The organism is Streptomyces sp. AM25 (assembly GCF_058146165.1).
Genome location: NZ_JBKIWN010000033.1, coordinates 34143 through 60525, shown reverse-complemented (window position 1 = coordinate 60525; position 26383 = coordinate 34143). Strand labels below are relative to the sequence as shown.

At 70.1% G+C, this 26383-nt stretch carries 25 protein-coding genes; 14 read left to right on the top strand and 11 right to left on the bottom strand.

The genetic code is table 11. From position 1 onward, the window contains the following. Positions 1-267: 267 nt before the first annotated feature. The 3 genes from ACLHRZ_RS31550 to thyX form a co-directional block, all read right to left on the bottom strand. On the bottom strand, positions 268-1953 hold the full coding sequence (locus ACLHRZ_RS31550) for a ribonuclease J (protein ID WP_490422002.1): 1686 nt from the start codon (positions 1951-1953) through the stop codon (positions 268-270). Between the two features lie 166 nt (positions 1954-2119). Beyond that, positions 2120-3019: a 4-hydroxy-tetrahydrodipicolinate synthase gene (gene dapA, locus ACLHRZ_RS31545; RefSeq protein ID WP_490422001.1), complete on the bottom strand. Its 900-nt coding sequence runs from the start codon at positions 3017-3019 to the stop codon at positions 2120-2122. Between the two features lie 197 nt (positions 3020-3216). Next, positions 3217-3966, bottom strand: a complete 750-nt coding sequence (gene thyX, locus ACLHRZ_RS31540) for an FAD-dependent thymidylate synthase (RefSeq protein ID WP_490422000.1) — start codon at positions 3964-3966, stop codon at positions 3217-3219. Positions 3967-4185: 219 nt separating this feature from the next. Between thyX and ACLHRZ_RS31535 the strand changes: the two genes are divergently transcribed. Next, on the top strand, positions 4186-4431 hold the full coding sequence (locus tag ACLHRZ_RS31535; protein WP_490421999.1) for a hypothetical protein: 246 nt from the start codon (positions 4186-4188) through the stop codon (positions 4429-4431). Positions 4432-4547: 116 nt separating this feature from the next. After that, positions 4548-5093 (top strand): SCO5741 family PH domain-containing membrane protein, encoded by a 546-nt coding sequence (locus ACLHRZ_RS31530; protein WP_490421998.1) that lies wholly within the window; start codon positions 4548-4550, stop codon positions 5091-5093. A 99-nt stretch (positions 5094-5192) separates the two neighbouring features. On the opposite strand, the gene ACLHRZ_RS31525 is transcribed toward ACLHRZ_RS31530, so the two are convergent. The 6 genes from ACLHRZ_RS31525 to eccD all read right to left on the bottom strand — a co-directional run bounded on the left by ACLHRZ_RS31525 (position 5193) and on the right by eccD (position 12270). Next, positions 5193-5645: a hypothetical protein gene (locus ACLHRZ_RS31525; protein WP_490421997.1), complete on the bottom strand. Its 453-nt coding sequence runs from the start codon at positions 5643-5645 to the stop codon at positions 5193-5195. A 4-nt stretch (positions 5646-5649) separates the two neighbouring features. Beyond that, the gene (dapB, locus tag ACLHRZ_RS31520) at positions 5650-6402 is read right to left on the bottom strand and encodes a 4-hydroxy-tetrahydrodipicolinate reductase (protein ID WP_490421996.1); all 753 of its coding nucleotides are present in this window, start codon (positions 6400-6402) and stop codon (positions 5650-5652) included. A 41-nt stretch (positions 6403-6443) separates the two neighbouring features. Further along, the gene (locus ACLHRZ_RS31515) at positions 6444-7820 is read right to left on the bottom strand and encodes a M16 family metallopeptidase (protein WP_490421995.1); all 1377 of its coding nucleotides are present in this window, start codon (positions 7818-7820) and stop codon (positions 6444-6446) included. Further along, positions 7817-10039 carry a polyribonucleotide nucleotidyltransferase gene (locus tag ACLHRZ_RS31510; RefSeq protein WP_490421994.1) on the bottom strand — a complete coding sequence of 741 codons (2223 nt, stop codon included), beginning with the start codon at positions 10037-10039 and terminating at the stop codon, positions 7817-7819. Before ACLHRZ_RS31510 ends, ACLHRZ_RS31515 begins: the two co-directional genes overlap by 4 nt. 263 nt (positions 10040-10302) lie before the next feature. Beyond that, complete coding sequence (gene rpsO / locus ACLHRZ_RS31505) at positions 10303-10590, bottom strand: 30S ribosomal protein S15 (protein ID WP_336417128.1); 288 nt, start codon at positions 10588-10590, stop codon at positions 10303-10305. 255 nt (positions 10591-10845) lie between these two features. After that, positions 10846-12270, bottom strand: coding sequence for a type VII secretion integral membrane protein EccD (gene eccD / locus ACLHRZ_RS31500; protein ID WP_490421993.1), 1425 nt, complete (start codon positions 12268-12270; stop codon positions 10846-10848). 184 nt (positions 12271-12454) lie between these two features. Between eccD and eccCa the strand changes: the two genes are divergently transcribed. From eccCa to ACLHRZ_RS31480, 4 genes are all read left to right on the top strand, one after another. Next, the gene (gene eccCa, locus ACLHRZ_RS31495) at positions 12455-16414 is read left to right on the top strand and encodes a type VII secretion protein EccCa (RefSeq protein WP_490421992.1); all 3960 of its coding nucleotides are present in this window, start codon (positions 12455-12457) and stop codon (positions 16412-16414) included. Between the two features lie 58 nt (positions 16415-16472). Further along, positions 16473-17150: an HAD family hydrolase gene (locus tag ACLHRZ_RS31490; RefSeq protein WP_490421991.1), complete on the top strand. Its 678-nt coding sequence runs from the start codon at positions 16473-16475 to the stop codon at positions 17148-17150. Beyond that, positions 17147-17959 carry an SAM-dependent methyltransferase gene (locus tag ACLHRZ_RS31485; RefSeq protein ID WP_490421990.1) on the top strand — a complete coding sequence of 271 codons (813 nt, stop codon included), beginning with the start codon at positions 17147-17149 and terminating at the stop codon, positions 17957-17959. Before ACLHRZ_RS31490 ends, ACLHRZ_RS31485 begins: the two co-directional genes overlap by 4 nt. Before the next feature lie 80 nt (positions 17960-18039). After that, positions 18040-18567: a DinB family protein gene (locus tag ACLHRZ_RS31480; protein WP_490421989.1), complete on the top strand. Its 528-nt coding sequence runs from the start codon at positions 18040-18042 to the stop codon at positions 18565-18567. Between the two features lie 88 nt (positions 18568-18655). Here the strand turns inward: ACLHRZ_RS31480 and ACLHRZ_RS31475 are convergent, their stop codons facing one another. Continuing rightward, positions 18656-19021 carry a hypothetical protein gene (locus ACLHRZ_RS31475; protein ID WP_490421988.1) on the bottom strand — a complete coding sequence of 122 codons (366 nt, stop codon included), beginning with the start codon at positions 19019-19021 and terminating at the stop codon, positions 18656-18658. A 273-nt stretch (positions 19022-19294) separates the two neighbouring features. Here ACLHRZ_RS31475 and ACLHRZ_RS31470 point away from each other — a divergent pair, with 273 nt between their 5' ends. The 8 genes from ACLHRZ_RS31470 (at position 19295) to ACLHRZ_RS31435 (ending at position 25159) form a co-directional block, all read left to right on the top strand. Then, entirely contained in the window at positions 19295-19726 is a 432-nt protein-coding gene (locus ACLHRZ_RS31470; RefSeq protein ID WP_490421987.1) for a hypothetical protein, read from the top strand. Positions 19727-19731: 5 nt separating this feature from the next. Then, entirely contained in the window at positions 19732-20145 is a 414-nt protein-coding gene (locus tag ACLHRZ_RS31465) for a thiol-disulfide oxidoreductase DCC family protein (protein ID WP_490422006.1), read from the top strand. A gap of 21 nt (positions 20146-20166) precedes the next feature. Then, on the top strand, positions 20167-20943 hold the full coding sequence (locus ACLHRZ_RS31460; protein WP_490421986.1) for a TetR/AcrR family transcriptional regulator: 777 nt from the start codon (positions 20167-20169) through the stop codon (positions 20941-20943). A gap of 30 nt (positions 20944-20973) precedes the next feature. Next, entirely contained in the window at positions 20974-21810 is an 837-nt protein-coding gene (locus tag ACLHRZ_RS31455) for a M55 family metallopeptidase (protein WP_490421985.1), read from the top strand. Positions 21811-22267: 457 nt separating this feature from the next. Further along, positions 22268-22741 (top strand): hypothetical protein, encoded by a 474-nt coding sequence (locus ACLHRZ_RS31450; protein ID WP_490421984.1) that lies wholly within the window; start codon positions 22268-22270, stop codon positions 22739-22741. Positions 22742-22779: 38 nt separating this feature from the next. After that, positions 22780-24087, top strand: coding sequence for a hypothetical protein (locus ACLHRZ_RS31445; protein ID WP_490421983.1), 1308 nt, complete (start codon positions 22780-22782; stop codon positions 24085-24087). A gap of 35 nt (positions 24088-24122) precedes the next feature. Next, positions 24123-24614 carry a hypothetical protein gene (locus ACLHRZ_RS31440; RefSeq protein WP_490422005.1) on the top strand — a complete coding sequence of 164 codons (492 nt, stop codon included), beginning with the start codon at positions 24123-24125 and terminating at the stop codon, positions 24612-24614. 44 nt (positions 24615-24658) lie between these two features. Next, positions 24659-25159 carry a hypothetical protein gene (locus ACLHRZ_RS31435; protein ID WP_490421982.1) on the top strand — a complete coding sequence of 167 codons (501 nt, stop codon included), beginning with the start codon at positions 24659-24661 and terminating at the stop codon, positions 25157-25159. Between the two features lie 232 nt (positions 25160-25391). Here the strand turns inward: ACLHRZ_RS31435 and ACLHRZ_RS31430 are convergent, their stop codons facing one another. Beyond that, positions 25392-26243: a helix-turn-helix domain-containing protein gene (locus tag ACLHRZ_RS31430; RefSeq protein ID WP_490421981.1), complete on the bottom strand. Its 852-nt coding sequence runs from the start codon at positions 26241-26243 to the stop codon at positions 25392-25394. Positions 26244-26383: the final 140 nt, after the last annotated feature.

The following is a 26383-nucleotide window of genomic DNA, read 5'->3' as shown; positions in this document are numbered from 1 at the left end:
GCTTCCCTTCGGTGTTTCCAACCTTACCAGATCCGTTTTCCGTTCCGTTTCCGGTCGGAATTCATTTCCAGTGCCCTGTCGGACCGGGCTCACCGACTTTATCAGATCTGATCGAGCCGGTTTTCCGGCCGCTTTCCGGGAGTTCCCTCTCACACGAAGTGTGGGGGGTTCCCGTCGCGGCGGAGTCGTAAACGTACTGGACGGCCGCGTCCGGATGCAAATCGGGAACCGGGGCGGCCGTCCGTACGGCTGACGCTACGTCAGGGCTCAGACCTCGACGACCACGGGAAGGATCATCGGGCGGCGGCGGTAGCTGTCGGAGACCCACTTGCCCACCGAGCGCCGGACCAGCTGCTGGAGCTGGTGCGGCTCGGCGACGCCGTCCGCGGCGGCCCTGGCGATGGCCTCCTCGATCTTCGGGACGACGGCCGAGAACGAGGCGTCGTCGATGCCCGAACCCCGGGCCTGGATCTGGGGACCGCTGACGACCTTGCCGGTCGTGCTGTCCACCACCACGAAGACCGAGATGATGCCCTCGTCGCCGAGGATCCGGCGGTCCTTGAGGGAGGACTCGGTGACATCGCCGACCGAGAGGCCGTCGACGTAGACGTAACCGGCCTGGACCTTGCCGACGATCTTCGCCCGGCCGTCGACCAGGTCCACCACGACACCGTCCTCGGCGATGACGATGTGGTCCTTGGGAACCCCGGTGAGAGCACCGAGCTCCGCGTTCGCCCGCAGGTGCCGCCATTCGCCGTGGACCGGCATCAGGTTCTTCGGCTTGCAGATGTTGTAGAAGTACAGCAGCTCGCCGGCCGAGGCGTGGCCCGAGACGTGAACGCGGGCGTTGCCCTTGTGCACGACGTTGGCGCCCCAGCGGGTCAGGCCGTTGATCACCCGGTAGACCGCGTTCTCGTTGCCCGGGATGAGCGACGAGGCCAGGATCACGGTGTCGCCCGCCACGATCCGGATCTGGTGGTCCCGGTTGGCCATGCGCGACAGCGCGGCCATCGGCTCGCCCTGGGAGCCCGTGCAGACGAGCACGACCTCGTCGTCCGGCAGGTCGTCCAGGGTCTTGACGTCCACGACCAGGCCGGCCGGGATGCGCAGATAGCCCAGGTCACGGGCGATGCCCATGTTGCGGACCATCGAGCGGCCGACGAAGGCGACCCGGCGGCCGTACTCGTGGGCGGCGTCGAGGATCTGCTGGATGCGGTGCACGTGGCTGGCGAAGCTGGCCACGATGATGCGCTTCTGGGCACCCGCGAACACCTGGCGCAGCACGCCGGAGATGTCACGCTCGGGCGGGACGAAGCCGGGGACCTCGGCGTTGGTGGAGTCGACCAGCAGCAGGTCGATGCCCTCCTCGCCGAGCCGCGCGAAGGCGGGCAGGTCGGTGAGGCGGCGGTCCAGCGGGAGCTGGTCCATCTTGAAGTCGCCGGTGTGCACGGCCATGCCGGCGGGCGTGCGGATCGCGACCGCCAGGGCGTCCGGGATCGAGTGGTTGACCGCGATGAACTCGCAGTCGAAGGGGCCCAGGCGCTCGCGGTCGCCCTCGGCGACCTCGAGGGTGTACGGGCGGATGCGGTGCTCCTGGAGCTTGGCCTCGATCAGGGCGAGGGTCAGCTTGGAGCCGATCAGCGGGATGTCCGGCTTCTCCCGGAGGAGGTAGGGGACGCCGCCGATGTGGTCCTCGTGGCCGTGGGTGAGCACGATGCCGTCGATGTCGTCGAGACGGTCCCTGATGGACGTGAAGTCCGGCAGGATCAGGTCCACTCCGGGCTGCTCCTCCTCGGGGAAGAGCACTCCGCAGTCGACGATCAGCAGGCGGCCGCCGTACTCGAAGACCGTCATGTTGCGGCCGATCTCGCCGAGGCCACCCAGTGGGGTGACGCGCAGGCCGCCCTCGGGCAGCTTCGGCGGCGGGCCGAGTTCAGGGTGCGGGTGACTCAAAAGACTCTCCTCACCACGCGCGCCGTCTGCCCCTGGGGCACCTGCGCGCGTGACATTCGTGCACTTGCAAGTGATGTGTGGTGTTGCATATGGAGTTGTGAAGTCTGTGGGGCGCTGCGGTCACGCTGTGTGTCCGGCGCGGCGGCCGTCCCGACCGCTTCCCTTGTTACAGCTGTACCCCGCCGACCGCGAGATCGCGCTTGAGCTGCTCGGTCTCCTCGGGGCTCAGGCCGATGAGCGGCAGCCGCAGCGGGCCCGCGGGCAGGCCCTGGAGGGCGAGGGCGGCCTTGGTGGTCATGGCGCCCTGGGTGCGGAAGATTCCGGTGAAGACCGGGAGCAGCTGCTGGTGGATCTCCGCGGCCTTGACGACGTCGCCGGAACGGTGGGCGTCGAGCATGGCGCGCAGCTCGGGGGCGACGAGGTGGCCCACGACGGAGACGAAGCCGACGGCGCCGATGGAGAGCAGCGGCAGGTTGAGCATGTCGTCGCCGGAGTACCAGGCGAGGCCCGAGCGGGAGAGTGCCCAGCTCGCGGCCGCCAGGTCGCCCTTGGCGTCCTTGTTGGCCACGATGCGCGGGTGCTCGGCGAGCCGGACGATGGTCTCGGTCTCGAGGGCGACGCCGCTGCGGCCGGGGATGTCGTAGAGCATCACCGGGAGCTCGGTGGCGTCGGCGACCGCCGTGAAGTGGCGGACGAGGCCCTCCTGCGGGGGCTTGTTGTAGTACGGCGTGACGACGAGCAGGCCGTGGGCGCCTGCGTCCTGCGCGGCGCGGGCGAGTTCGGTGCTGTGCCGGGTGTCGTTGGTACCGGCTCCGGCGACGACGTGGGCGCGGTCTCCGACCGCCTCGACCACGGCGCGTACGAGCTGGGCTTTCTCCGCATCGCTGGTGGTGGGGGACTCACCGGTGGTGCCGTTGACGACGAGGCCGTCGTTGCCTGCGTCGACGAGGTGCCGGGCGAGCCGCTGCGCGCCGTCGAGATCGAGCGCACCCTCGCTGGTGAACGGCGTGACCATGGCGGTCAGGACGCGCCCGAACGGGGTCTGCGGTGTGGAGGTCGGAGCCATGGGGCCCACGCTACTCGTTGCTCACCGTGAGGTGCTCCCTCGGGGAGTGCCAAAGGGATCCCGGTACTGCCTGCTCGGGGGTTCAAGCAGTACCGGGTCCGTTTTTTCAGCCTAGATGAAGGTGCCGAAATGCCGCAATACGGACACCTGGCGGGCGCCCTGCGCCCGCACCGGCAGGCACGGACGGTCGCCGTCGGCTACGGAGCGACACGGCCGTTCTTGTTGAAGGCCTCGTAGGTGAGCGGCATGAGCTTCGCCCACTCCGCCTCCATCTTCTCGCCCACCATCTCGATCTCCCGCTGCGGGAACGAGGGCACCGCCGCCAGTTCGTGCTGCGTGCGCAGACCGAGGAAGTGCATCAGCGAACGGGCGTTGCACGTGGCGTACATCGAGGAGAAGAGGCCGACCGGCAGGACCGCGCGGGCCACCTCGCGGGCGACGCCCGCGGCCAGCATCTCCTGGTAGGCCTCGTAGGCGTCCCGGTAGGAGCTCTCCATCACGCGGGCGGTCAGCTCGTGCTGCGCCTCGGTGCCCTCGACGAAGACGTACTTGCCGGGGCGGCCCTCCTGGACCAGCTTGCGGGACTCGCCCGGCACGTAGAAGACCGGCTGGAGCTCCCGGTAGCGGCCGGACTCCTCGTTGTACGACCAGCCCACGCGGTGCCGCATGAACTCGCGGAAGACGAAGATCGGAGCACTGATGAAGAACGTCATCGAGTTGTGCTCGAAGGGGCTGCCGTGGCGGTCGCGCATCAGGTAGTTGATGAGCCCCTTGGACCGCTCAGGGTCCTTGGTGATCTCTTCCAGGGACTGCTCGCCGGCCGTGGAGACTCGGGCCGCCCACAGCACGTCGCTGTCGGCGGCGCTGTGCTTGACCAGCTCGACCGTCACGTCGCTGCGAAACGTCGGCTTGTCTGCCTTGGCGTCCTCGGTGGGGCTGTCGGTCACCGGCGGTCCTTCCAGTTGCATTGCTCGGGCGGCGACAAGCCTACGGGCCACCACCGACAACGGGGCCGCGCACGGCCCGGCACGGCCGGGAGAGCCGGGGGAAGAGGGGTGCCGGTTGAGATTTTTCACAGAAGTCGCGGAAATCGGGCACCGTGAAGGCCGTTCGCACGTCCTTATGTGTGACACCACACGCGCCGAGGTTCCTAGGAGAGCCCACCAATGTTCCGCCGGCGAGAGCCCGTACCGTTCGCCTTCGTCGCCGAGGCCGACCGCTACCGCAGCAACGTCGCGCCGCCGCCCCCGGATCGCGCGAGCCGTTCGGAGGTCGCCGGACGTGCCCTCGTGGGGCTGACGGTGGCCGCGGGGCTGGTCGGTGCGCTGCTCTTCGGCTGGCCGGCACTGCAGACGGCCGGCCCGCAGAGCGCACACCACACGCAGCAGTCCGAGGCCAAGGACGGCCACTGATCGAAAAACAGCCGGGCCCCGGAGCGGTTACCGCTCCGGGGCCCGGCTGTTTTTCGATCAGCAGGTAACCTCACCCGGCACAGACCTTCGAGCATGCGTGTGAGTGAGGAACCGTCGTGCCCCTGCCCTTTGTCGATGCGCCTGCGCCTGCCGCTCCCGCTCCGGTGTCCGTGTACGAGGACCCCGCCCGGTGGCGACGGCCGTACCGGCCCGGGCCGTTGCGGGTCGGGGGCACGGCGCTGGTGCTGCTGCTCGCGGCGTACGTGCTCTGCTCGGCGGTGATCATCGCCTTTGCCGGAGCGTTTCTCCTTGCCGGAGTGTGCGGCGGGGTGGCCGTCGTTCTGCTCACCGTGGCGGTGCGGCTGGTGCGCACGGGCATCTGGGTCAGCCCGGCAGGCCTGCGGCAAGCCCGGCTGATGTCGACACGGACCTTGCCGTGGTCCGAGGTGGGCGAAGTGCGCGTGGTGCGGCAGCCGGTGCGCTGGCTCGGGCTGCCGCGGCGCGTCGAGGGGCGGGCCCTCGTCGTGGAGCCGTTGCCCGTGCTCGTCACCGATCACGGGGCGGATTTCCTGGAGCGACCGCAGGCGTTTGCGGAGGCCGCCCGAGCCTTGGAGGAGCGGGTGGCTGAGCCTGGCGGCCGGGCTCAGGCCGTCGTCGGCTGATCGCGCCCACGCGGCGGAGCCGCTGGGGGTACCTTCTGGGGGCACCCCCAGCGGTAGCTGGGGGAGTAGCAGCCCCGCGCCCCTTACGGGGCGCCCGCCTTACGCAGTGCCCGCCTTGCCGTCGCGCAGCGCGATCGCGTGCTGCATCGCCTTGCGGGCCCTCGGGGTGTCCCTCGCGTCGTGGTACGCCACCGCCAGACGGAACCACGAGCGCCAGTCCCCCGGCGCCGCCTCGGTCTCGGCCTGGCGGCGGCGGAACACCTCGTCCGCCGAGTCCCGGTCGATGCGGCCGCCCGGGGTGCGCACCAGCTCGTCCACCGGCAGGCCGCCCTCCGCCTCCAGCTCCCGCGCCAGGCGGTCCGCGTCGCGTGCGAACTTGGTGGTCTTGTAGAGGAACCACGCACCGATGAACGGCAGGACGAGCACGGCGACGCCGAAGGCGACGGTGATCACCGTGCCCTGCTCGATCAGCATCACGCCGCGGCTGCCGACCAGGACGAAGTAGACGACCAGGACGGCGGCCAGGGCGAAGTAGACGATCTTTGCGCGCATGCCCTCAGCCCAGGTCCAGGAAGTGTTCCAGACCGAAGGTCAGGCCCGGGGTGGTCACCACGCGCCGCGCGCCGAGCAGGATGCCCGGCATGAAGCAGCTGTGGTGCAGCGAGTCGTGGCGGATGGTGAGCGTCTCGCCGGTGTCGCCGAAGAGCACCTCCTGGTGCGCCAGCAGGCCGCGCAGCCGCACGGCGTGCACCGGCACCCCGTCGACGTCCGCGCCGCGCGCGCCCTCCAGGGCCGTGGTCGTGGCGTCGGGCTGCGGGGCGCAGCCCGCCTCGCGGCGCGCGGCGGCGATCAGCTGCGCGGTGCGGGTGGCGGTGCCGGAGGGGGCGTCGGCCTTGTTGGGGTGGTGCAGCTCGACGACCTCGACGGACTCGAAGAACCGGGCCGCCTGCTGGGCGAAGGCCATGGTCAGGACCGCGCCGATGGAGAAGTTGGGGGCGATGAGCACGCCCGTGCCCGGCTTGGCGTCCAGCCAGGAGTTCAGCTGCGCGAGGCGCTCCTCGGTCCAGCCGGTGGTGCCGACCACGGCGTGGATGCCGTGGGCGATGCAGAACTCGAGGTTGTCCATCACCGAGTCGGGGTGGGTCAGCTCGACCACGACCTGGGCTCCCGCCCCGGTCAGGGTCTCCAGGCTGTCGCCCCGGCCCAGCGCGGCCACCAGCTCCATGTCCTCGGCGGCCTCCACGGCCTTCACGGCCTCGGAGCCGATGCGGCCCTTGGCGCCGATGACGGCCACGCGCAGCTTGCTCATCGTCCCTGCTTCCCTTGCTTGCCCTCGGATTGCGAAACGGCTTACGAAACGGCCTCGTGCAGGCGGGCTGCCTGCTTGTCCTTCAGCGGGCCGATGACGGACAGCGAAGGACGCTGCCCCAGTACATCGCGTGCCACCTCGCGGATCTCGTCCGGGGTGACGGCGGCGATGCGGGCGAGCATGTCGGAGACCGACATCTGGTCGCCCCAGCACAGCTCGCTCTTGCCGATGCGGTTCATCAGCGCACCGGTGTCCTCCAGGCCGAGGACCGTGGAGCCGGACAACTGGCCGATGGCGCGGGCGATCTCGTCCTCCGGCAGGCCCTCGGCGGCGACCCGGTCCAGCTCGTCGCGGCAGATCTTGAGGACGTCGTGGACCTGGCCGGGGCGGCATCCGGCGTAGACGCCGAAGAGGCCGCAGTCGGCGAAGCCGGAGGTGTAGGAGTAGACGGAGTAGGCCAGTCCGCGCTTCTCCCGGACCTCCTGGAAGAGCCGCGAGCTCATGCCGCCGCCGAGGGCGGTGTTGAGCACGCCGAGCGCCCAGCGGCGGTCGTCGGTGCGGGCCAGGCCGGGGACGCCGAGGACGACGTGCGCCTGCTCGGTCTTGCGCCCGAGCAGCTCCACACGGCCGGCGGTGCGGATCGTGCGGCTGCCGTCGCGCGGGGCGACCGGCTCCGCGTCCGTACGGGTCAGGGCGCCGGCCTTCTCGAAGGCGGCCCGGACCTGGCGGACGACCTTGGCGTGGTCGACGTTGCCCGCGGCGGCCACGACCAGGTGGGTCGGGTCGTAGTGGCGCTTGTAGAAGCGGGCGATCCGGTCACGGCTCAGCGCATTGATCGTGTCGACGGTGCCCAGCACCGGGCGGCCGAGGGGGGTGTCGCCGAGCATGGTGTGCGCGAACAGGTCGTGCACGCAGTCGCCCGGGTCGTCCTCGGTCATGGCGATCTCTTCGAGGATCACGCCGCGCTCGGCGTCCACGTCCTCGGCGGCGATCAGCGAGCCGGTGAGCATGTCGCACACGACGTCGATGGCCAGCGGCAGGTCCGTGTCGAGCACCCGCGCGTAGTAGCAGGTGTACTCCTTGGCCGTGAACGCGTTCATCTCGCCGCCGACCGCGTCGATGGCGGCGGAGATGTCGAGCGCGCTGCGCTTGGCCGTGCCCTTGAAGAGCAGGTGCTCCAGGTAGTGCGTGGCGCCGTTGAGCGTCGGGGTCTCGTCGCGGGAGCCGACGTTGGCCCAGATGCCGAAGGTCGCGGAGCGCACGGACGGCAGCGTCTCGGTGACGACCCGCAGGCCGCCGGGGAGGGTGGTCCGGCGGACCGTGCCGATGCCGTTCTCGCCCTTGAGAAGCGTTTGGGTACGGGCGACGGCCCGCCCCTCCGAGGAGGTGCGGGCCGTCTTCCGGGAACTACGGGTCACTTGGCGGACTCGTCCTTGTTCTCGTCGGCGTTGTCGTCCTCGCCCTCGATCACGGGGATCAGGGAGAGCTTGCCGCGCTGGTCGATCTCGGCGATCTCGACCTGGACCTTGGTGCCGACACCGAGCACGTCCTCGACGTTCTCCACGCGCTTGCCGCCGGCAAGCTTGCGGATCTGCGAGATGTGCAGCAGGCCGTCCTTGCCCGGGAGCAGGGAGACGAACGCACCGAAGGTCGTGGTCTTGACGACCGTGCCCAGGTAGCGCTCGCCGACCTCCGGCATGGTCGGGTTGGCGATGCCGTTGATCGTGGCGCGGGCGGCCTCGGCGGAGGGACCGTCGGCGGCACCGATGTAGATGGTGCCGTCGTCCTCGATCGTGATCTCGGCGCCGGTGTCCTCCTGGATCTGGTTGATCATCTTGCCCTTGGGGCCGATGACCTCACCGATCTTGTCGACCGGGATCTTGACGGTGATGATCCGCGGGGCGTGCGGGGACATCTCGTCCGGACGGTCGATGGCCTCCATCATCACGTCGAGGATGTGGAGACGGGCGTCGCGGGCCTGCTTCAGCGCGGCGGCCAGGACCGAGGCGGGGATGCCGTCGAGCTTGGTGTCGAGCTGGAGCGCGGTCACGAACTCCTTGGTGCCGGCGACCTTGAAGTCCATGTCACCGAAGGCGTCCTCCGCACCGAGGATGTCGGTGAGGGCGACGTAGTGCGTCTTGCCGTCGATCTCCTGGGAGATCAGACCCATGGCGATACCGGCGACCGGGGCCTTCAGCGGCACACCGGCGTTCAGCAGCGACATGGTGGAGGCGCAGACCGAGCCCATGGACGTCGAACCGTTGGAGCCGAGGGCCTCGGACACCTGGCGGATCGCGTACGGGAACTCCTCGCGCGTCGGCAGCACCGGCATGAGCGCACGCTCGGCCAGGGCGCCGTGGCCGATCTCGCGGCGCTTCGGCGAACCGACGCGGCCGGTCTCACCGACGGAGTACGGCGGGAAGTTGTAGTTGTGCATGTAACGCTTGCGCGTCACCGGCGACAGCGTGTCGAGCTGCTGCTCCATGCGGAGCATGTTCAGCGTGGTGACACCCAGGATCTGGGTCTCGCCGCGCTCGAACAGCGCCGAGCCGTGGACGCGCGGGATGGCCTCGACCTCGGCGGCGAGCGTGCGGATGTCCGTCACGCCACGGCCGTCGATGCGCTTCTTCTCCTTGATGACGCGCTCGCGGACCAGGGCCTTGGTCAGGGAGCGGTACGCGGCGGAGATCTCCTTCTCGCGGCCCTCGAAGTCCGGCAGCAGCTTCTCGGCGGCCAGACCCTTGACGCGGTCCAGCTCGGCCTCGCGCTCCTGCTTGCCCGCGATGGTGAGCGCCTGGGCGAGCTCGGTGCGCACCGCAGCGGTCAGCGCCGCGTAGACGTCGTCCTGGTAGTCCAGGAAGACCGGGAAGTCGCCGGTCGGCTTGGCGGCCTTGGCGGCGAGGTCGGCCTGGGCCTTGCACAGGACCTTGATGAACGGCTTGGCGGCCTCGAGACCGGCGGCCACGACCTCCTCGGTCGGGGCCTCGGCGCCGTCCTTGACCATCTGGATGGTCTTCTCGGTGGCCTCGGCCTCGACCATCATGATCGCGACGTCGCCGTCGGGCAGCACACGGCCGGCCACGACCATGTCGAAGACGGCGTCCTCGAGCTCGGTGTGGGTCGGGAACGCCACCCACTGGCCCTTGATCAGGGCGACGCGGGTGCCGCCGATGGGGCCGGAGAAGGGCAGGCCCGCGAGCTGCGTGGAGCAGGAGGCGGCGTTGATCGCGACCACGTCGTAGAGGTGGTCGGGGTTGAGCGCCATGATCGTCTCGACGATCTGGATCTCGTTCCGCAGGCCCTTCCTGAAGGACGGGCGCAGCGGGCGGTCGATCAGGCGGCAGGTGAGGATCGCGTCCTCGGAGGGGCGGCCCTCACGGCGGAAGAAGGAACCGGGGATCTTCCCGGCCGCGTACATGCGCTCCTCGACGTCGACGGTCAGCGGGAAGAAGTCCAGCTGGTCCTTCGGGGTCTTGGAGGCAGTGGTGGCCGACAGCACCATGGTGTCGTCGTCCAGGTACGCCACGGCGGAACCGGCGGCCTGCTTGGCCAGGCGGCCCGTCTCGAAGCGGATGGTGCGGGTGCCGAAGGCGCCGTTGTCGATGACGGCCTCGGCGTAGTGGGTCTCGTTCTCCACCAGGGTTATCTCCTCGTCTGCGTCCCCTGCCCGTGTGGCGGGGGACGGTGGCGGAGGGCGCTTCGTGCTCCGTGCGGGCCGGTCTTCGATCGAAGCACCCGGAATTCCCTGTTCCGGGGGCCACTACCGAGGACCGGCGGAGAGACCGGCGCTCCTCCTCGTCAGGTTTTGCGTTGTGGGACCAGACTACAAAGCTTCTGCTTCCCACGAGATACGCAAAGGGAGCGGTTCCCCTGGGTGGGAACCGCTCCCTTCATGGCGTCTTACTTGGCGCCGGCAGCACCGCGGCGGATGCCGAGGCGCTCGACCAGGGCGCGGAAGCGCGTGATGTCCTTCTTGGCCAGGTACTGCAGCAGGCGGCGGCGCTGACCGACCAGGAGCAGCAGACCACGACGGGAGTGGTGGTCGTGCTTGTGGGTCTTGAGGTGCTCGGTCAGGTCGGTGATCCGACGGGTGAGCATCGCCACCTGGACCTCGGGGGAACCGGTGTCGCCCTCCTTGGTGGCGAACTCGGCCATGATCTGCTTCTTCGTAGCGGCGTCGAGCGACACGCGATACTCCTTCTGGGTGTTCTTGGCCATCGAGTGCCCCTGGTCTGTGTCTCAGGGGAGCTTCCGTTACTCGGGAGGCGGGATCGCTGGGCGCTGGCCTTCAGAGGTGACTCCGGGGGCGCGTACACAAACGACCACCCGGAACCTTACCAGGTACGGGGAGTGGGGCCGGTGCGGGCCGTCTTTGGCTGGTCGCACCCACGCGGCGGAGCCCCATGGAGCAACACAGTCCCGCGCCCCTTCGGGGCGCCCCCCTTACGGGGCCCCCGTCAGCCCCCGCACCGTCCCGTACACGTCCAGCACCCCCAGGCACAGCGGCACCAGTGCCAGCAGCAGTGCGCTCTCCGCCAGCTCCGTGAAGCGGGCCCAGAAGGGGGAGAGGCCCTTGCGGGGGACGATCAGGGCTGTGCCCGTGAGGAGGGCGGCCACCGCCGCCGTGGCCGCGGAGAGCCAGAGTGTGCGGACGTCCGGGGAGCCGTGCGCCGGCGGGTTCAGGGCCATGCCCGCGACCAGCAGGGCCAGGGCCGCCAGGCCCGCCCCGAGCACCGCGCCGACCTGGGCCGTGTAGCGGAAGAGCCGGGCCCGCAGCAGCAGCGCCAGGCCGGAGGCCAGGGCCAGGGCCTGCGCCCAGGGGCCGGCCGAGAAGGACAGTACGGCCACTGCGCCCACGGCGACGGCCGCGCAGCCGCCCACCAGGCCCAGCAGCAGCTCGTGCCCGCGCCGCACCTGCACCGCGATGCGCTCCGCGTCGACCGGCTCGGCACGGTAGCCCTCGCCGTCCGTCGTCGCGGAGTGCGGCGCCGCGTAGCCGACGGGCAGCCGGGCGACCCGCGCCGAGAGACCGGGCAGGAAGGCGAGCGCCCCGATCGCGACGACCGCGCACACCGCCGCGGCCCCCGCGGGCGCCGCCCCGGTGAGGATCGTCCCGAACGTGGCCAGCGTGCCGGTGGCCGAGGCGACCACGGCGGCGACGAAGGGGGCGTCGCCCCCCGGCATCGCGGCGGTCAGCGCGACGGAGCCGACGAGCACGGCCACGCAGCCCAGCAGGAACTGCAGCCGCCCGACGCCCTGCCCGGGGTCCGGGGCGAGGACCCCGGAACCCGCGGTCATCAGGTGCGGCAGGGCCGCCAGCCCCAGGGCGACGGCGGCGCCGCGGTCGCCGTAGACCCGGGCCCGTACGCCCGCGAACGCGGCGAGCAACACGCCTGCCGCCGCGGCGGCCACGCCCGGCAGGCCGTGCATGTCGTGCCGCACCGGGTCGGCGAACCACAGCACGAACGCCATCAGGACGATCAGCAGTGCGCCGCCGAACAGACCCGCTGCGCGCAGCAGTTGGTCGCTCCAGAGGTCGTTCCCCCGGGTGACCGCCGAGGCGACCGCCTCGCTGACGTCGTCGTGGACGGCGGGCGGGAGGGACTCGGCGAAGGGCCGCAGCGACAGCAGTTCGCCGTCGAGGACGCGCTGGGCGAGCAGCGAACGGGCACCGTCGAGGACGGTGCCGTCGCGGCGGACGAGGTGGTAGCCGGTGGGCGTGCCGGCGGACTGGGTCTGCCCGGTCAGGCGCAGGATCTCCGGGTACACGTCGGCGACGGCGATGTCGTCGGGGAGGGCGACGTCGATCCGGCTGTCGGGGGCGACGACGGTCACCCTGCAGAATCCGGTCGCAGCGGACGTGTTCACCTTGTGGGCCCCCTGAATCGGTACAACTGCGCATGCCGTTCGCTCGTGCATGCGCGCGGCGGTCACCCTATCGGGGCCGCGGACCTGCGCGTCGGTAGGATCGCCGTCTCGCGGGGGGAGGCCGGCGCCACTGGGGCGTCCGCGCGGCACTGTTCCCCACCGCGCGGAGGGGTTGAGGGATCCGGTGAGCCAGGTCGTCGTCAAGCGCCAGCCGCGGGCCTACCCGCCGGAGGTGCCCAGCGAGGAACTCCGCCTGGAGCCGCCACCGGAGCTGCCGCGCGGCCCTCAAGAGGGCATGCTGATGCAGCTGTTGCCCACGCTGGGCATGGCCTCGTCGATGGTGTACTTCTTCATGCCCGGCGCCGCGCCCATGATGAAGATCATGGGCGTCATGATGATGTTCTCGACGCTCGGCATGACCGTCGCGATGCTCGTCAGGCACCGTCAGGGCTCGCAGGGGCGGCTGGCGGACATGCGCCGCGACTACCTCAAGTACCTCGCGCAGACGCGGCGCACGGTGCGCCGGACCGCCCGGGCGCAGCGCGATGCGCAGTTCTACCTGCACCCCTCCCCCGACCAGTTGTGGTCGGTGGTCGCCGAGGGGAGCCGGCTGTGGGAGCGGCGGGCGACCGACGACGACTTCGCGCAGGTGCGCGTCGGGCTGGGCGCGCAGCAGCTGGCCACTCCCCTGGTGGCCCCGGAGACCGCGCCGGTGGACGAGCTGGAGCCGCTGACGGCCGGTGCGATGCAGCAGTTCCTGGCGACGCACGCGTCGCTGGACGGCATGCCGGTCGCCCTGTCGCTGCGCGCCTTCTACCACGTGACGGTGTCGGGCGAACCGGAGACGGTGCAGGGCACGGCGCGTGCGCTCGTCGCGCAACTGGTGACACTGCACTCGCCGGAGGACCTGGTCGTGGCGGTGGTGCCGGCACGCGGGGCGATGGCGCAGTGGGAGTGGGCCAAGTGGCTGCCGCACGTGCAGGTTCCGGGCGCCGTGGACGGTGCGGGCCCGCGGCGGCTGATCGGTGACGACCTGAGCGAGCTCGAAGAGCTGCTGATGCCGCGGCTGGAGGGCCGTACGCGGTTCAGCCGGGACGGGCAGCCGGTGCTCGACCAGCCGCACGTCGTGGTGGTGCTGGACGGCGCGATGGTGCCGCCGGGTTCGGTGTTCGCGGCTCCCGAGGGGCTGCAGGGCGTGACGATCGTGGAGCTCGTGCAGGGCGGGCTGGACGAGCCGCGCGGCGGGCTGTCCGTGGTCGTGCGGCCGGGTGCGCTGCAGCTGCTCTCACAGGTCGCCGCGTACGACGGCGTGCCGGACACGCTCTCCCCCGAGGCCGCGGAGGCGCTCGCGCGGCAGCTGGCGCCGCTGCGCACGGGCGGGGGCGACGGCGACGAACCGCTGCTCGCCAACCTGGACTTCACCGATCTGCTGGGCCTGGGCGACGCGGGCTCGGTCGAGGTGTCGCGCACCTGGCGGCCCCGCTCGGCGGCCGAGCGGCTGCGGGTGCCGATCGGGGTCGGCGAGGACGGTGCGCCCGTGATGCTCGACATCAAGGAGGCGGCGCAGGACGGCATGGGTCCGCACGGCCTGTGCGTCGGCGCGACCGGCTCCGGCAAGTCGGAGCTGCTGCGCACGCTGGTGCTGGGCCTGGCCGTCACGCACACCTCGGAGACGCTCAACTTCGTCCTCGCGGACTTCAAGGGCGGTGCGACGTTCGCGGGCATGTCCGGGCTGCCGCACGTCGCCGCCGTCATCACCAACCTCGCGGACGACCTGACGCTCGTCGACCGCATGCGCGACTCCATCACCGGCGAACTGCAGCGCCGCCAGGAGCTGCTGAGGTCGGCGGGCAACTACGCGAACATCCACGACTACGAGAAGGCGCGCGCGGCCGGTGCCCCGCTGGAGCCGGTGGCATCACTCGTCCTGGTGATCGACGAGTTCAGCGAGCTGTTGACGGCGAAGCCGGACTTCATCGACATGTTCATCCAGATCGGACGGATCGGCCGCTCGCTGGGCGTGCACCTGCTGCTGGCCTCGCAGCGCCTGGAGGAGGGCCGGCTGCGCGGTCTGGAGACGTACCTGTCGTACCGCATCGGCCTGCGGACCTTCTCCGCGGCGGAGTCGCGGACGGCGCTGGGCGTGCCGGACGCGTACCACCTGCCGTCCGTGCCGGGCTCGGGCTATCTGAAGTTCGGCACCGACGAGATGACGCGCTTCAAGGCCGCGTACGTCTCCGGCACCTACCGCTCGGCCACGGCGGCCGCGGCGGGCGACGGCGGGGTGCTGCCGGTCGAGCGGCGTCCGGTGCTGTTCACGGCGGAACCGGTCCCGGTCACCTACGCCGCCCCCGACCCGGCCGCCCTGCGTACGGCGCCGGGGCGCGGGGAGGACGACGCCTTCGCCGACACCGTCCTCGACGTCGTCGTGCGCCGGATCGAGGGCCAGGGCCCGCCGGCCCACCAGGTGTGGCTGCCGCCGCTGGACAAGGCGCCGTCGCTGGACCAGCTGCTCCCGCCGCTGTCGGTGGTGCCGGGCCGCGGCCTGACCGCCGCCGAATACCCGCGCCCCGGGCGCCTGGTGGTGCCCCTGGGCCTCATCGACAAGCCCTTCGAGCAGCGCCGTGACGTGCTGTACCGGGACTTCTCTGGCGCGGCGGGCCACATGCTCGTCGTCGGCGGCCCGCAGTCCGGCAAGTCGACGCTGCTGCGCACGCTGGTGTCCTCGTTCGCGCTGACGCACACCCCGGCCGAAGTGCAGTTCTACGGGCTCGACTTCGGCGGCGGCGGGATGAGCGCGGTGGCCGGTCTGCCGCACGTCGGCGGGGTGGCGTCGCGGCTGGACCCGGAGCGGGTGCGGCGCACGGTCGCGGAGGTGGCGGGGATCCTGGCGCGGCGCGAGGAGTTCTTCCGCGACCGGGGCATCGACTCGATGGCCTCGTACCGGCGGCGCCGGGCGCTGGGCGAGTTCGCCGAACAGGGCTGGGGCGACGTCTTCCTGCTCGTCGACGGCTGGGGCGCCTTCAAGCAGGAGTACGACATGCTGGAGGGCGTCGTCACGGACATCGCGGGCCGCGGCCTGGGCTACGGCGTGCACGTCGTCATCACCGCCTCCCGCAACATGGAGGTCCGCCCGGCGCTCAAGGACCAGCTGCTGGGCCGGCTGGAGCTGCGGCTCGGCGACACGATGGACTCCGAGTTCGACCGCAAGGTCGCCGCGAACGTCCCCGCCGGGGTGCCCGGCCGCGGCCAACTGCCCGAGAAACTGCACTTCATGGGTGCGCAGCCGCGCATCGACGGGGGCGACGACCCGGGCGGCATGACGGAGGCCACGGCGGCGCTGGCCGGCGCGGTGCGCGACGCCTGGTCCGGCCCGCACGCCCCGCACGTGCGGCTGCTGCCCCGCAGGCTCGACGCGGCCGAACTGCCCAAGGGCTCCGAGTACCCGCAGCGCGGCGTGGCCATCGGCCTCGACGAGACCCGGCTCGAACCGGTCTTCGTGGACTTCGAGACCGACCCCTTCTTCCTGGTCTTCGGCGAGAGCGAGTCCGGCAAGACGGCCCTGCTGCGGCTGCTGGCGAAGCAGATCACGGAGCGGTACGGCCCCGACGAGGCGAAGATCGTCGTCGGCGACTACCGGCGCACGCTGCTGGACGTCGTGCCGCCGTCGCACCTGCTGGAGTACGCGCCGATCGCCTCGTCACTGACGGTGCACGCGAACGCGCTGAAGGGTCTGATGGAGCGGCGGGCCCCGCAGCCGGGTATCACACCGCAGCAGTTGCGGGAGCGCAGCTGGTGGAAGGGCCCGCAGTTCTTCGTCATCGTCGACGACTACGAACTGGTGGCGGCCGGCGGCAACAACCCGCTGGCGGTCCTGACGGAGAACCTGCCGTTCGCCCGGGACGTCGGTATCCGCTTCATCGTCGCGCGGAGTTCGGCGGGTGCGTCGCGCTCGATGTTCGAGTCGTTCATGCAACGCATCAAGGAACTGGGCGCGCAGGGCGTGGTGTTGTCCGGCGACCCCGGCGAGGGCGACATCCTGGGCGGCGTACGGCCGCGGCCGATGCCGCCGGGGCGGGGGTTCTTCGTGTCCCGGAAGAGGGGGACGCCGCTGGTGCAGGTGGGGTGGGTGGCGGAGGAGTAGGGGCCGGCCCGGTGCCACGCCCCTTCGGGGGTTCGTCCCCTGACGTACGGTGACCCACATGATCGACCCTGTGGAACTCGTCATCTTCGACTGCGACGGCGTGCTCGTCGACAGTGAGCTCATCGCCGCCCGCGTCAACGTCCGCCTCGGGGCGGAACTCGGGTGGCCGCTCAGCGAGGAGGAGGTCGTCGAGCGGTTCATGGGCCGCTCGGCCGCGTCCATCCGGGCAGACATCGTCGCGCAGATGGGCGAGGAGAAGGCCACCGTCTGGGAGAAGCGCTTCCGGGCGCTGCACAACGAGACGATGGACGCCGAGCTGACCGCGGTCCCGGGCATCGCCGAGGCCCTCGACGCGGTCGAGGCGACGGGCCTGCCCACGTGCGTCGCCTCCAGCGGCACGCACGAGAAGATGCGCCACACCCTCGGCATCACCGGCCTGTACGGCCGCTTCGAGGGCCGCATCTTCAGCGCGACCGAGGTCGCGCACGGCAAGCCCGCGCCCGACCTGTTCCTGCACGCGGCGGCCGCGATGGGCGTGGCGCCCGGGGCGTGCGTGGTGGTCGAGGACAGCAAGTACGGCGTCCAGGCGGCCCGTTCGGCGGGCATGCGCTCCCTCGGATACGCGGGCGGGATGATCCCTGCGCAGTGGCTCGAAGGCCCGGGCACGGTCGTCTTCGACGACATGCGCAAGCTGCCGACACTGCTGGCCGAGGCCTCGTACTCTCGGTCCTCATGACAACTCCCGGTCCCTTGAGCCCCGTCAGCAGGACGGCCCTGTCCGTCGCCCACGTGCGCGCCCTGGAGAGCGAGCGCCCCGGCGGGCTCTTCACGGACCCGTACGCGAGGGCGTTCGTCACCGCCGCCGGGTACACCACCGGCCGGCAGCCGGGCCCGTACGCCCTGGCGCTGGCCCACTACGCGGTGATCCGCACCCGCTTCTACGACGACTACCTGCTCGGGGCCACCGCCGACGGCATACGTCAAGTGGTGCTCCTGGCCGCCGGGTTGGACACCCGCGCCTACCGCCTGCCCTGGCCGGACGGGGTGCGGCTGTACGAGCTGGACCTGCCGCCGGTGCTGGAGTTCAAGGAGCGCGTCCTGGGCGGGCAGGGCGCCGGTCCCCGTTGCGAACGGACCGCGCTGGACGTCGACCTGCTCGCTGCGGACTGGCCCGCCCGGCTGACCGCGGCGGGCTTCGACCGCGAGGCGCCGACGGCCTGGCTGGTCGAGGGGCTGTTCATCTACCTCACCGAGGAGCAGGCCGCCGGCCTGCTGGACGCCCTGGGCAAGCTCGCCGCCCCCGGCAGCCGGCTCGCGCACGAACGCGGGCGGGACATCTCGGCGGCGGCCGCCGCCGATCCGAGCGTCGCCCACCTCACCTCGCTGTGGAAGGGCGGTCTCGGCACCGGGCTCGGCGACTGGCTGGGCCGGCACGGCTGGCACGTCGAGACGCACCCGCTGGACACGGTGGCCGCCCGCTACGGGCGGTCCTGGACGGGAACGGGCCCGGACATGGCCGGATTCCACGTGTCCGTCCGCAGCTGAGCGCGCACCACCGCGCACCGCCGAACCGACGGACGACCGCACCCTGTCGATGGCGGACGGGGCGTGGCAGGGTGACGACCATGACCAAGACACCGGACGGACGTACGGTCCCGCCCCCGCAGGCCGGTGAACGCGCCATGCTGGAGAGCTGGCTGGAGTTCCACCGTGCCACGCTCGTACTGAAGTGCACGGGGCTCGACGACGCGCTCACGCGCCGCGCCTCGGCGGAGCCGTCGCCGATGACCCTGCTCGGCCTGGTCCGGCACATGACGGTCGTCGAACGGCATTGGTTCCAGCAGGTGTTGGCCGGTCGCGACACGCCGTTGCCGTACGGCGAGGAGCAGTCCTTCGGGTTCGCGCCGGCCCCCGAACTCGGCATGGACGAGGCGCTGGCCGCATGGCGCGCGGAGGCCGATGCGAGCCGGGCGACGGCGGCCGGCGCCTCGCTGGACGACACCGGCCGGCTCCCCGAGCTGGACGCCGCGGAGATCGGCTTCCGGGACGTTTCATTGCGCTGGATCATGATGCACATGATCGAGGAGTACGCGCGGCACAACGGTCACGCGGACCTGATCCGTGAGCGCATCGACGGCACGACCGGCGTATGAGCGTGTGAGCGTATGAGCCGCGAGCCGGCCCTCCCCGACAGGAGGACCGGCCCGCTCGGACATGATGTGGCGCTGCAGAAGCCGTCGCCTACGGTTCCAGGGTGATGGAGTTGATAGGCGTCATGTCCTTGTCGATGTACCAGCCGGCGGGCAGATAGCCCTGGCAGCCCGAGCCGTTGTAGCCCGTGCAGGTGCGCATGGTCGCGCCGCCGGTCTGGTTGTTGAAGATGCGGTACGTCCCGTACATGTTGCTGAGGTTGTAGGTCCCGTACTTGTAGTACGTCTGGGACGGCTGGTCGTTGTTCCACCCGGCGCCGGGGTAGAGACACACGTCGCCGGAGGGGCAACCGTGGCTGGCGTCCGCGGGCCGGGCCGAGGCGGTGGTCGCACCGACCGTGGTGAACGCGCCGACGGCGATTGCGAGTGCCGCGGCGGCCTTCAGCGTCCTGCGCATGGTGATTCCCCCTTGGGATCGTGCTTCGTTCGTGCCTGTTCGTGCCTGGTTCGTGCCTGATTCGTGGTTTGCCCGGGGCGAGTGGGGCGTCCTCGGGCAGCCCCAATGTCCCGCCGGCCGCAACCGCACACCAAGTCTTTTGACCAGGATCGAAATTGGACTCCTGACCCTCGGGTCACCTCTGCCCCCGCCGGCTTGAACGCGTTCAAAAACAGGTCTACAGTCCTGACCGACGCAGTTTTGAACGTGTTCAAGAAAGGGTGGGGACAAGTCATGGACCTCACAGTCGTCGCGTACGTCATCTACCTGCTGATCAGCGTCGGCCTCACCGTCTGGGTCGCCCGCACGCTCAGCCGCAACGGGCAGGTCTTCCTCGCCGACGTGCTGCACGGCAACGAGAAGCTCGCCGAGGCCGTCAACCACCTCCTGGTGGTGGGCTTCTACCTCGTGAACCTCGGGTTCATCGCGCTGTACCTGCAGGACGACGACAAGATCGTCGACGCCCGCGGGGTGTTCGAGGCGCTGTCGCAGAAGCTCGGCGTCGTCCTGCTCGTCCTGGGCGTGATGCACCTCGGCAACGTCTTCGCGCTCAACAAGTTCCGCCGCCGCGGCATGATGGACCGGGAGCAGGTCCCGCCGGTCCCGCCGCAGGGCTGGGCGGCGCCCGGCCCGCAGGGTCCGTGGGCCGCGCCGACCGGGCACTGAGCGGGATGCCGGCGATGGCCACCGCCGCAGTCCCGGTCCGCCGGCTCACCGTGCTGTACGACGCGCAGTGCCCGCTCTGCACCCACCTGCGCAACTGGCTCGCGCGGCAGCGGCAGCTGGTGCCGCTCGACCTGGTGCCGGTGGGGTCGGAGGAGGCCCGGCGCCGCTTCCCCGGGCTGGACCACGCCGCCGCCTCCGAGGAGATCACCGTCGTCGGCGACGGCGGCCAGGTCTACCGCGGGGCGGCGGCCTGGGTGGCCTGCCTGTGGGCGCTCGCCGAGCACCGCCCGCTCGCGCACCGCCTCAGCACCCCGTCCGGGCTCCGCCTGGCGCGGGGTGCGGTGCTGGCGGCGGCCAGGTACCGCGCGGCACGGCGTCCGGCACGCTGCGGGGCCACCGGCTGTGCGCCCGCGGATTGACCGCGGATTAGGCTCGGCACCGTGCCAGCAGAGAACGAACCCCGGCAGACGAAACCTGCGCCCAGGGCGACCGAGAAGAGCGAACAGACCCGCACCCTGATCCTCGAGACCGCGATGCGGCTCTTCCAGGAGCGGGGCTACGACAAGACCACGATGCGGGCCATCGCCAAGGAGGCCGGGGTCTCCGTCGGCAACGCGTACTACTACTACGCGGGCAAGGAGCACCTGATCCAGGGCTTCTACGACCGGATCGGCGCGGAACACGAGACGGCGGCCCGCGCCGTCCTGGAGCGGGAGACCGACCTGCACGCCCGGCTGTCCGGCGTGCTGCTGGCGTGGCTGGACATCGCGGAGCCGTACCACGAGTTCGCGGCCCAGTTCTTCAAGAACGCCGCGGATCCCGACAGCCCTCTGAGCCCCTTCTCCGCCGAGTCGGAGCACGCGCGGCAGGCGTCCATCGCGCTGCACCGCGAGGCCCTGGCGGGTTCCAAGGCGAAGGTCCCGGACGAACTCGCGGACGTCCTCCCCGAATTGATGTGGCTGTCCCAGATGGGCCTGGTCCTCTACTGGGTCTTCGACCGCTCCCCCGGCCGCGAACGCAGCCGCCGCCTGGCGGACCGCGGCGCCCGTCTGACGACGCGGGGCGTGTCACTGGCGAGGTTCCGGGTGCTGCGGCCGCTCGTGCACGAGGTGCACGAGCTGTTCACGGACTTCCTGCCGGGGATGGCGCAGACGGTGACCGCAGGGAAGGCGAGGAAAGCGGGGAAAGCGGGGAAACGCCCGGAGGATGGCCGGTAGGAGCTCCCCGGCCGGGGCACTGGTGTGGGGGTGAAAATTTTCCTCTCCTCCGACATGGAGGGCACCGCAGGCGTCGTCGACTGGTCGCAGTGCCGGCCCGCGGAGACCGCGGGCGACTACGCGTACTACCGGGACCTGCTGCAGCAGGAGGTCAACGCCGCGATCGAGGGCGCGAGGGCGGCCGGTGCGACCGGATTCCTCGTCAACGACGCGCACTCGAAGATGGCCAACCTGCGCCCCGACACCCTTGCGGGCCGCGCCCGTTACCTGTCCGGACGGCACAAGCCGCTCTACATGATGCAGGGGCTGGACGCCTCCTTCGACGCCGTCTTCTTCGTCTCGTACCACGGCTCCATGACGGGCGCACCGGCCACGCTCTCGCACACGTACAACCCCCTGGCGATCAGCGAAGTACACCTCAACGGCGTGACCGCCGGCGAGAGCGGCATCAACGCGCTGGTGGCCCTGGGCCACGGCGTCCCGGTCGTGCTGATCACCGGCGACGACACGACGGCCGCCGAGATCGAGCCCTTCTGCCCGGGCATCCGCAGCGCCGTGGTCAAGTCCTCTGTGTCGCGCTTCGCCGCCGACAGCCTCCACCCGGCTGCGGCCCGCGAACTGATCCACGAGACGGCGAGGGAAGCGGTCCTGGGCGCGTCCGGGGCCGCACCGCCGCACATCACCCTGCCGGCGACTCTGACCGTACGGTTCCGCAATCCGGACCTGGCCGAGATGGCGACGTGGATCGCGGACGTCGAGCGCGCGGACGCGGACGCCGTGACGGTCCGGATGACGGACGAGGACCCGATCCGGCTGTACCGGAGGTTCGTTGCTGTGGTGATGCTGACGCGGGGGATTGCGGAGTGAGGGCGCACTTCCTCGGCGACACGCCCGACTATTGAGGAAGAGGGTCCAACCGCTCGGTCCCGCAAGTGAGGAGCAGCACGCAATGCGCCAGGGAATAGCACCGCCGGGGCGGAGCGGCCGACCGCCTATGTGGTTTTCGGGAACCATCGGACGCTCGTGATGGGGATTCTGGGGACGGTGGCCGGGGTCGTGGGTACCGTCGGGGGGGATTTCCGCAGGGGCCGCGGTGCTGGGCGTCCTCGGCTTCATCGGAATCGGGATTCTGGGGTTGGCCCTCACCGTTGGATATGTCGTCGTCGCCTCGAACAGGCCACGGTACGAGGCAGGAAGGCGCTGACGGGCAGGAGCTGACGGGCAGGAACCGCCGGGCGGTGTCTGTAAGGTACACGCCAGGAACCTGTGGTGCGCCCGCTCGGTGCCGGCAGGTAGGGGCGCAAGCGCGAGGGGGGATTCACCCATGAGCTCCGGGGGCTCTGCGGAACAGCGGCTGCAGCTCGACCAAACGAATGCCGGTGGACTGGACGGCAGCCAGGGGGTATTGGCGAGCTCGGCGAGCGACAAGCAGCACGCCGTAACGTTCATGCAGCAGCACCTGCTGCCGGACACCCAGGCCGCCGGCCGCCTCGGAGAAGGCGGCGGCAAGGCGCAGCCACCCTTGGTCGGTTCGGGAACTCTGCGGTCGAGTCTGTTGAAGCCGGACACAGGGCTGCACGGACTGTCCGCGTGGGCAACGGCCGAGGGGCTGTCCAAAGCGACGTCCCTCTGGCAGGGACAGGCGAACCGGCTGATGGACCGGCTGCATCGGGAGTTGGACGCACTGCGCAGCACGAACACCCTCTTCCAGGGCCAGGACGGCGCCATCGGCGCGCAATTCAACTCGACGGGCGCCGGACAGGGTTCCTCGCTCCGCAGCCGTCTCGACCAGTACTGATCGGAGGTTTGACCGTGTCACTGAGCTATCAGGACGTGATGACCACCGATCTGTCGCCGCTCTTGGACGTGTCCGAAGCGTGGCAGAACATGGGCAAGCGCTTCGGCGAGCTGAAGGGCGACTACGAGAAGCACGTGCAGCGCGCCCTGGCCAACGGGAAGTGGCAGGGGGAGGCATTTGCCGCGCATCAAAACAGTTCGGCGGCTACGGCTTCCGAATATGCGGGGGCTGAGAAAGAGGCGTTGGCTGTTGCCAGCCTCCTCAGACAGGCGCACACCGAGCTGGTCGTGCTGCAGAAAGCCGTGAAGGATCTGGTTGCCGAGGCCGAGGCGAAAGACTTCAAGGTCGACAGCTCGGGCAAAGCCGCTTACGTCGGTTTCGAGAAGCTCTCCGCACAGGACCGGTACGCCCTCCAGCATGACCCGGACTACCCCACGCTGACGGCGCAGGCCCAGCAGGCGGCCCAGGAGTGGACCGACACCATCGCCAAGGCGGTGCGTTCCGTGGACGAAGCCGACCAGGGCGCAAAGCGGGCGTTGAGCCGCGCCGTGACCGACCCTTCCACGGCGGTCGGCGCCTTCAGTGGGTTCAACGCGCATGCCGAGGGCGACTTGATGAAAGCCGGGGTGCCGGATGCGGTTGCTACGCAAACCGATGGGTGGAAAACCGAGGGCAAGGTCACGACGACTGGGCCGGCCCTCGGATTCTCCGTCTCCGACGGCCCCAAGTCCGGCAAGGAGGGCTCGGTCAAGGCGTATGCCGACCTCTTCCACATCACCGCGCAAGGCTCCGCCACCAACGGGTCGCTGAAGCTCTCGGGGTCCGCGGATGTTTACACGGGAGCCAGGGCTTCCGCGAACTACGGTTTCAACGAAAAGGGCGCGGCTGCCAAGGCTGAGATGTCCGTGGGGGACCGGGCCATGGCCGAGGGCCGGGCCGAGTACGGACAGGTCGGATATTACGGACGGGCCGAAGGGTTCAGCGGTGCCGAAGCCGTGCTCAACGCCAAGGCCAACAAAGAGGAGTTCACCGCCGGCGCAAAGGCGTTCGCTGGAAAGAAGACCAGCATAACCGGGGGGTTGGAGGCTGCCGGTATCGGGATCGGCGCCACAGCCGAGGAGTGGGAGGGCCCTGGTGCGGAGGCCTGGTGGGGCCTCAAGAAGAATACGGAGACCGGGGTGTGGAAGCTCGGCGGCAAAGCGGGCGTCTCCCCTGAGGCAGGCGCGGGATTGGGACTCGAGATCACCGTCGATCCACGCAAGCTGGGCAAGGCCGCCGACGAAGTGGCCGACGCGGTCGGCAACGCCGCTCGCTCCGTCAAGCACACCGTCAGTAGTTGGTTCTGATGTACTTCTCCACGGAAGGAGGGCCCGGGGTGGCCATGGAATTGCCGGTGCCTATTGAATTCCGCCTGCCGGAGGACTGGCTCCCGGCCCGTCCGGAGGGATTCGACTCCACAGGCATCGCCTTCGCCGCGGTGCGTACACAGCCGGACGACGGGTTCACCGCCAACATCACCGTCGACGGCGAATACCGGCCGGACGCAGCACCACTGGCCGAACTCGCCGACGAATCGGTGGAGCGTCTGCGCGAGATCGCCGAGTCGGTGGTGGTGGCCGACCGCCGTGAGACCGGCTCTGCCGACGCACCTGCCCTGACCCAGTATTTGACCTTCTCGGCCGTCGTCGGCACCACCCGCCGCGACCTCGTACAGTCCCAGGTGTATCTGTCCATGTCGGATATCAAAGAGCCGGACAAGCGTGCGGTGATCCGGTTGGCTCTGACCGCCACCGCAGCCCAGCATGAGAGCGCCCTGGGCGATTTCCAGGACCTCGTGCGCACGGTGCGCCCGAACACCGTGTCGGGGGCTTAGCAATGGGCAGCCTTCGAAAGAAGATAGACGGCATCCGGGACAAGGTGACCGGCACCAAGTACCCCGACAGCGGTGTCACACCACTTCCCGCCTTGGAGCTGCGGGACTCGCTGCTCGCGATCAATGGTCCGGATGCACCGTTCGTCGTGCGCCAGGCCCAGCCCGCGGAGAAGGCCGATCTGGTGGCGGAGTGGCATGTCTGGGAGCCGGCCTACGGGTCTTCGTCCTCTCGCAAGCAGGTCGAGCGGAAACTCAAGGTCCGGATGCGCTTCGTCCCCTCGAACCGCGAAGTGCAGTCCATCGACGAGCAGTGGACGGTGACGTGGTCGGGGAACCCTGGCGTATGGGCCGAGTCGCGCGCGTACAGCCATGGGCAGGTCATCGAGGTTTCTTGGGAGGGGGGTTACGAGCGCGGGCCCGACGGCCGCCGGCACAAGGTCGAAACGTTCCGCTACGACACCCGAGACATGAAAAACCCCTTGCGGGACGCGGTCCTCGGCGCGGGATGGACCTGGCGCGGAGTGATGCGCATGAGCAAGTGGTGATCAACCGATTTGGTCACGCCGACCCCTGAACAATGAAGTGGTCGAGCTCGCCACGTTTGGCGGCTTCGATGAAGTTGCGGAGACCGTCTCGCGTGGTGATCAGTAGCTCGCGAGGGCGGGTGGTTTCGCGAAGTATGGGTGTGCCATCAGCCGTATGACCGATCTGTATACAGGCGTTCCCGCTATTCCCGCAGAACGGCTCTTGCCACTGGATCTCAGGCATGTCAACCTCTCAGATCTGCTGAGCAATTGCATGGATGAACTTGCGCGAGTCACACTCGTCAAGTGCGTTGTCCTCCATCCTGTCGAGGAGCCGCCGGTAATTGGCAAGTTGCATCGCGGAGTCGATGAAGACAGATCCGTGGGACGTGTCGAGCGAAACCGTATCCAGGTCGACCACCGGCCCGCACGCGTACAGGATCGTCTGACCTGCACCCGGGAAGCCACCGGCTGAGAACGGGATCACCTTGAGGGTGACGCCCTCTCGCTCACCGACCTCCAACAGGTGCACCAGCTGCGTATGTGCGACCTTTCGGCCTCCGAACTGCATCCGCAGGGCGCTCTCATGGACGACCGCCTCGTAGGCCGGCGGATCGTCGCGGTCGAGGACCTGGCAACGCTGCGTCCGCTGGGCGACCCGGAGATCCACCTCCTCGGCCGGGAGCCCCGGGATCACCATGCCGAAGAGCGCCCGCGCGTGGCCTTCCGTCTGCAGCAACCCTGGGATGTGTGACGTCAGCGCGTTGCGCAGTCTGACGGCGTGCCATTCGAGTTCGGCCACATCCAAGAAGGAGGCGGGGAGCAAACCCCGGTACTCCTCCCACCAGCCCTTCGTTCGCTCCTGGGCCATGCCGGCGAGAGCGTCGACCAAGGCAGGGTCAGGACAACGGTAGTTGCAGGCCAACGTACGCACGCGCGATGTGCTGATCCCGAAGCGGCCGGCTTCTGTGTTGGAGATGCGGGTCCGGTCCACTCCCAGCAGGGCTGCCGCATCGGACGCCGACATGCCTGCCTGCTCACGCAACTGCCGCAGTGCGGCTCCCAGTCGTCGCTGGCGGATCGTCGGGTTGCTCCTCGGCGGCATGGTCCCCTCCCTGAAGTCGGCAACAGTCTGCCGCGAGGGAGCAGTGGGATCCAGCGAGTCACCCGTAGCACGGGGTTTCCGACGAGTAGGTAGCACAGGGTTTCCATGCTGCGCTACGTTCGGTGTCGCTTAGCTCACAC

What these genes read in the sequence shown, in the direction of transcription:
- dapA (WP_490422001.1), bottom strand. Translation starts at nt 3,019, where the DNA reads ATGGCTCCGACCTCCACACCGCAGACCCCGTTCGGGCGCGTCCTGACC.
- ACLHRZ_RS31535 (WP_490421999.1), top strand. Translation starts at nt 4,186, where the DNA reads ATGTTCCGCCGGCGAGAGCCCGTACCGTTCGCCTTCGTCGCCGAGGCC.
- ACLHRZ_RS31525 (WP_490421997.1), bottom strand. Translation starts at nt 5,645, where the DNA reads ATGCGCGCAAAGATCGTCTACTTCGCCCTGGCCGCCGTCCTGGTCGTC.
- dapB (WP_490421996.1), bottom strand. Translation starts at nt 6,402, where the DNA reads ATGAGCAAGCTGCGCGTGGCCGTCATCGGCGCCAAGGGCCGCATCGGC.
- ACLHRZ_RS31490 (WP_490421991.1), top strand. Translation starts at nt 16,473, where the DNA reads ATGATCGACCCTGTGGAACTCGTCATCTTCGACTGCGACGGCGTGCTC.
- ACLHRZ_RS31485 (WP_490421990.1), top strand. Translation starts at nt 17,147, where the DNA reads ATGACAACTCCCGGTCCCTTGAGCCCCGTCAGCAGGACGGCCCTGTCC.
- ACLHRZ_RS31480 (WP_490421989.1), top strand. Translation starts at nt 18,040, where the DNA reads ATGACCAAGACACCGGACGGACGTACGGTCCCGCCCCCGCAGGCCGGT.
- ACLHRZ_RS31475 (WP_490421988.1), bottom strand. Translation starts at nt 19,021, where the DNA reads ATGCGCAGGACGCTGAAGGCCGCCGCGGCACTCGCAATCGCCGTCGGC.
- ACLHRZ_RS31470 (WP_490421987.1), top strand. Translation starts at nt 19,295, where the DNA reads ATGGACCTCACAGTCGTCGCGTACGTCATCTACCTGCTGATCAGCGTC.
- ACLHRZ_RS31465 (WP_490422006.1), top strand. Translation starts at nt 19,732, where the DNA reads ATGCCGGCGATGGCCACCGCCGCAGTCCCGGTCCGCCGGCTCACCGTG.
- ACLHRZ_RS31450 (WP_490421984.1), top strand. Translation starts at nt 22,268, where the DNA reads ATGAGCTCCGGGGGCTCTGCGGAACAGCGGCTGCAGCTCGACCAAACG.
- ACLHRZ_RS31445 (WP_490421983.1), top strand. Translation starts at nt 22,780, where the DNA reads ATGACCACCGATCTGTCGCCGCTCTTGGACGTGTCCGAAGCGTGGCAG.
- ACLHRZ_RS31440 (WP_490422005.1), top strand. Translation starts at nt 24,123, where the DNA reads ATGGAATTGCCGGTGCCTATTGAATTCCGCCTGCCGGAGGACTGGCTC.
- ACLHRZ_RS31430 (WP_490421981.1), bottom strand. Translation starts at nt 26,243, where the DNA reads ATGCCGCCGAGGAGCAACCCGACGATCCGCCAGCGACGACTGGGAGCC.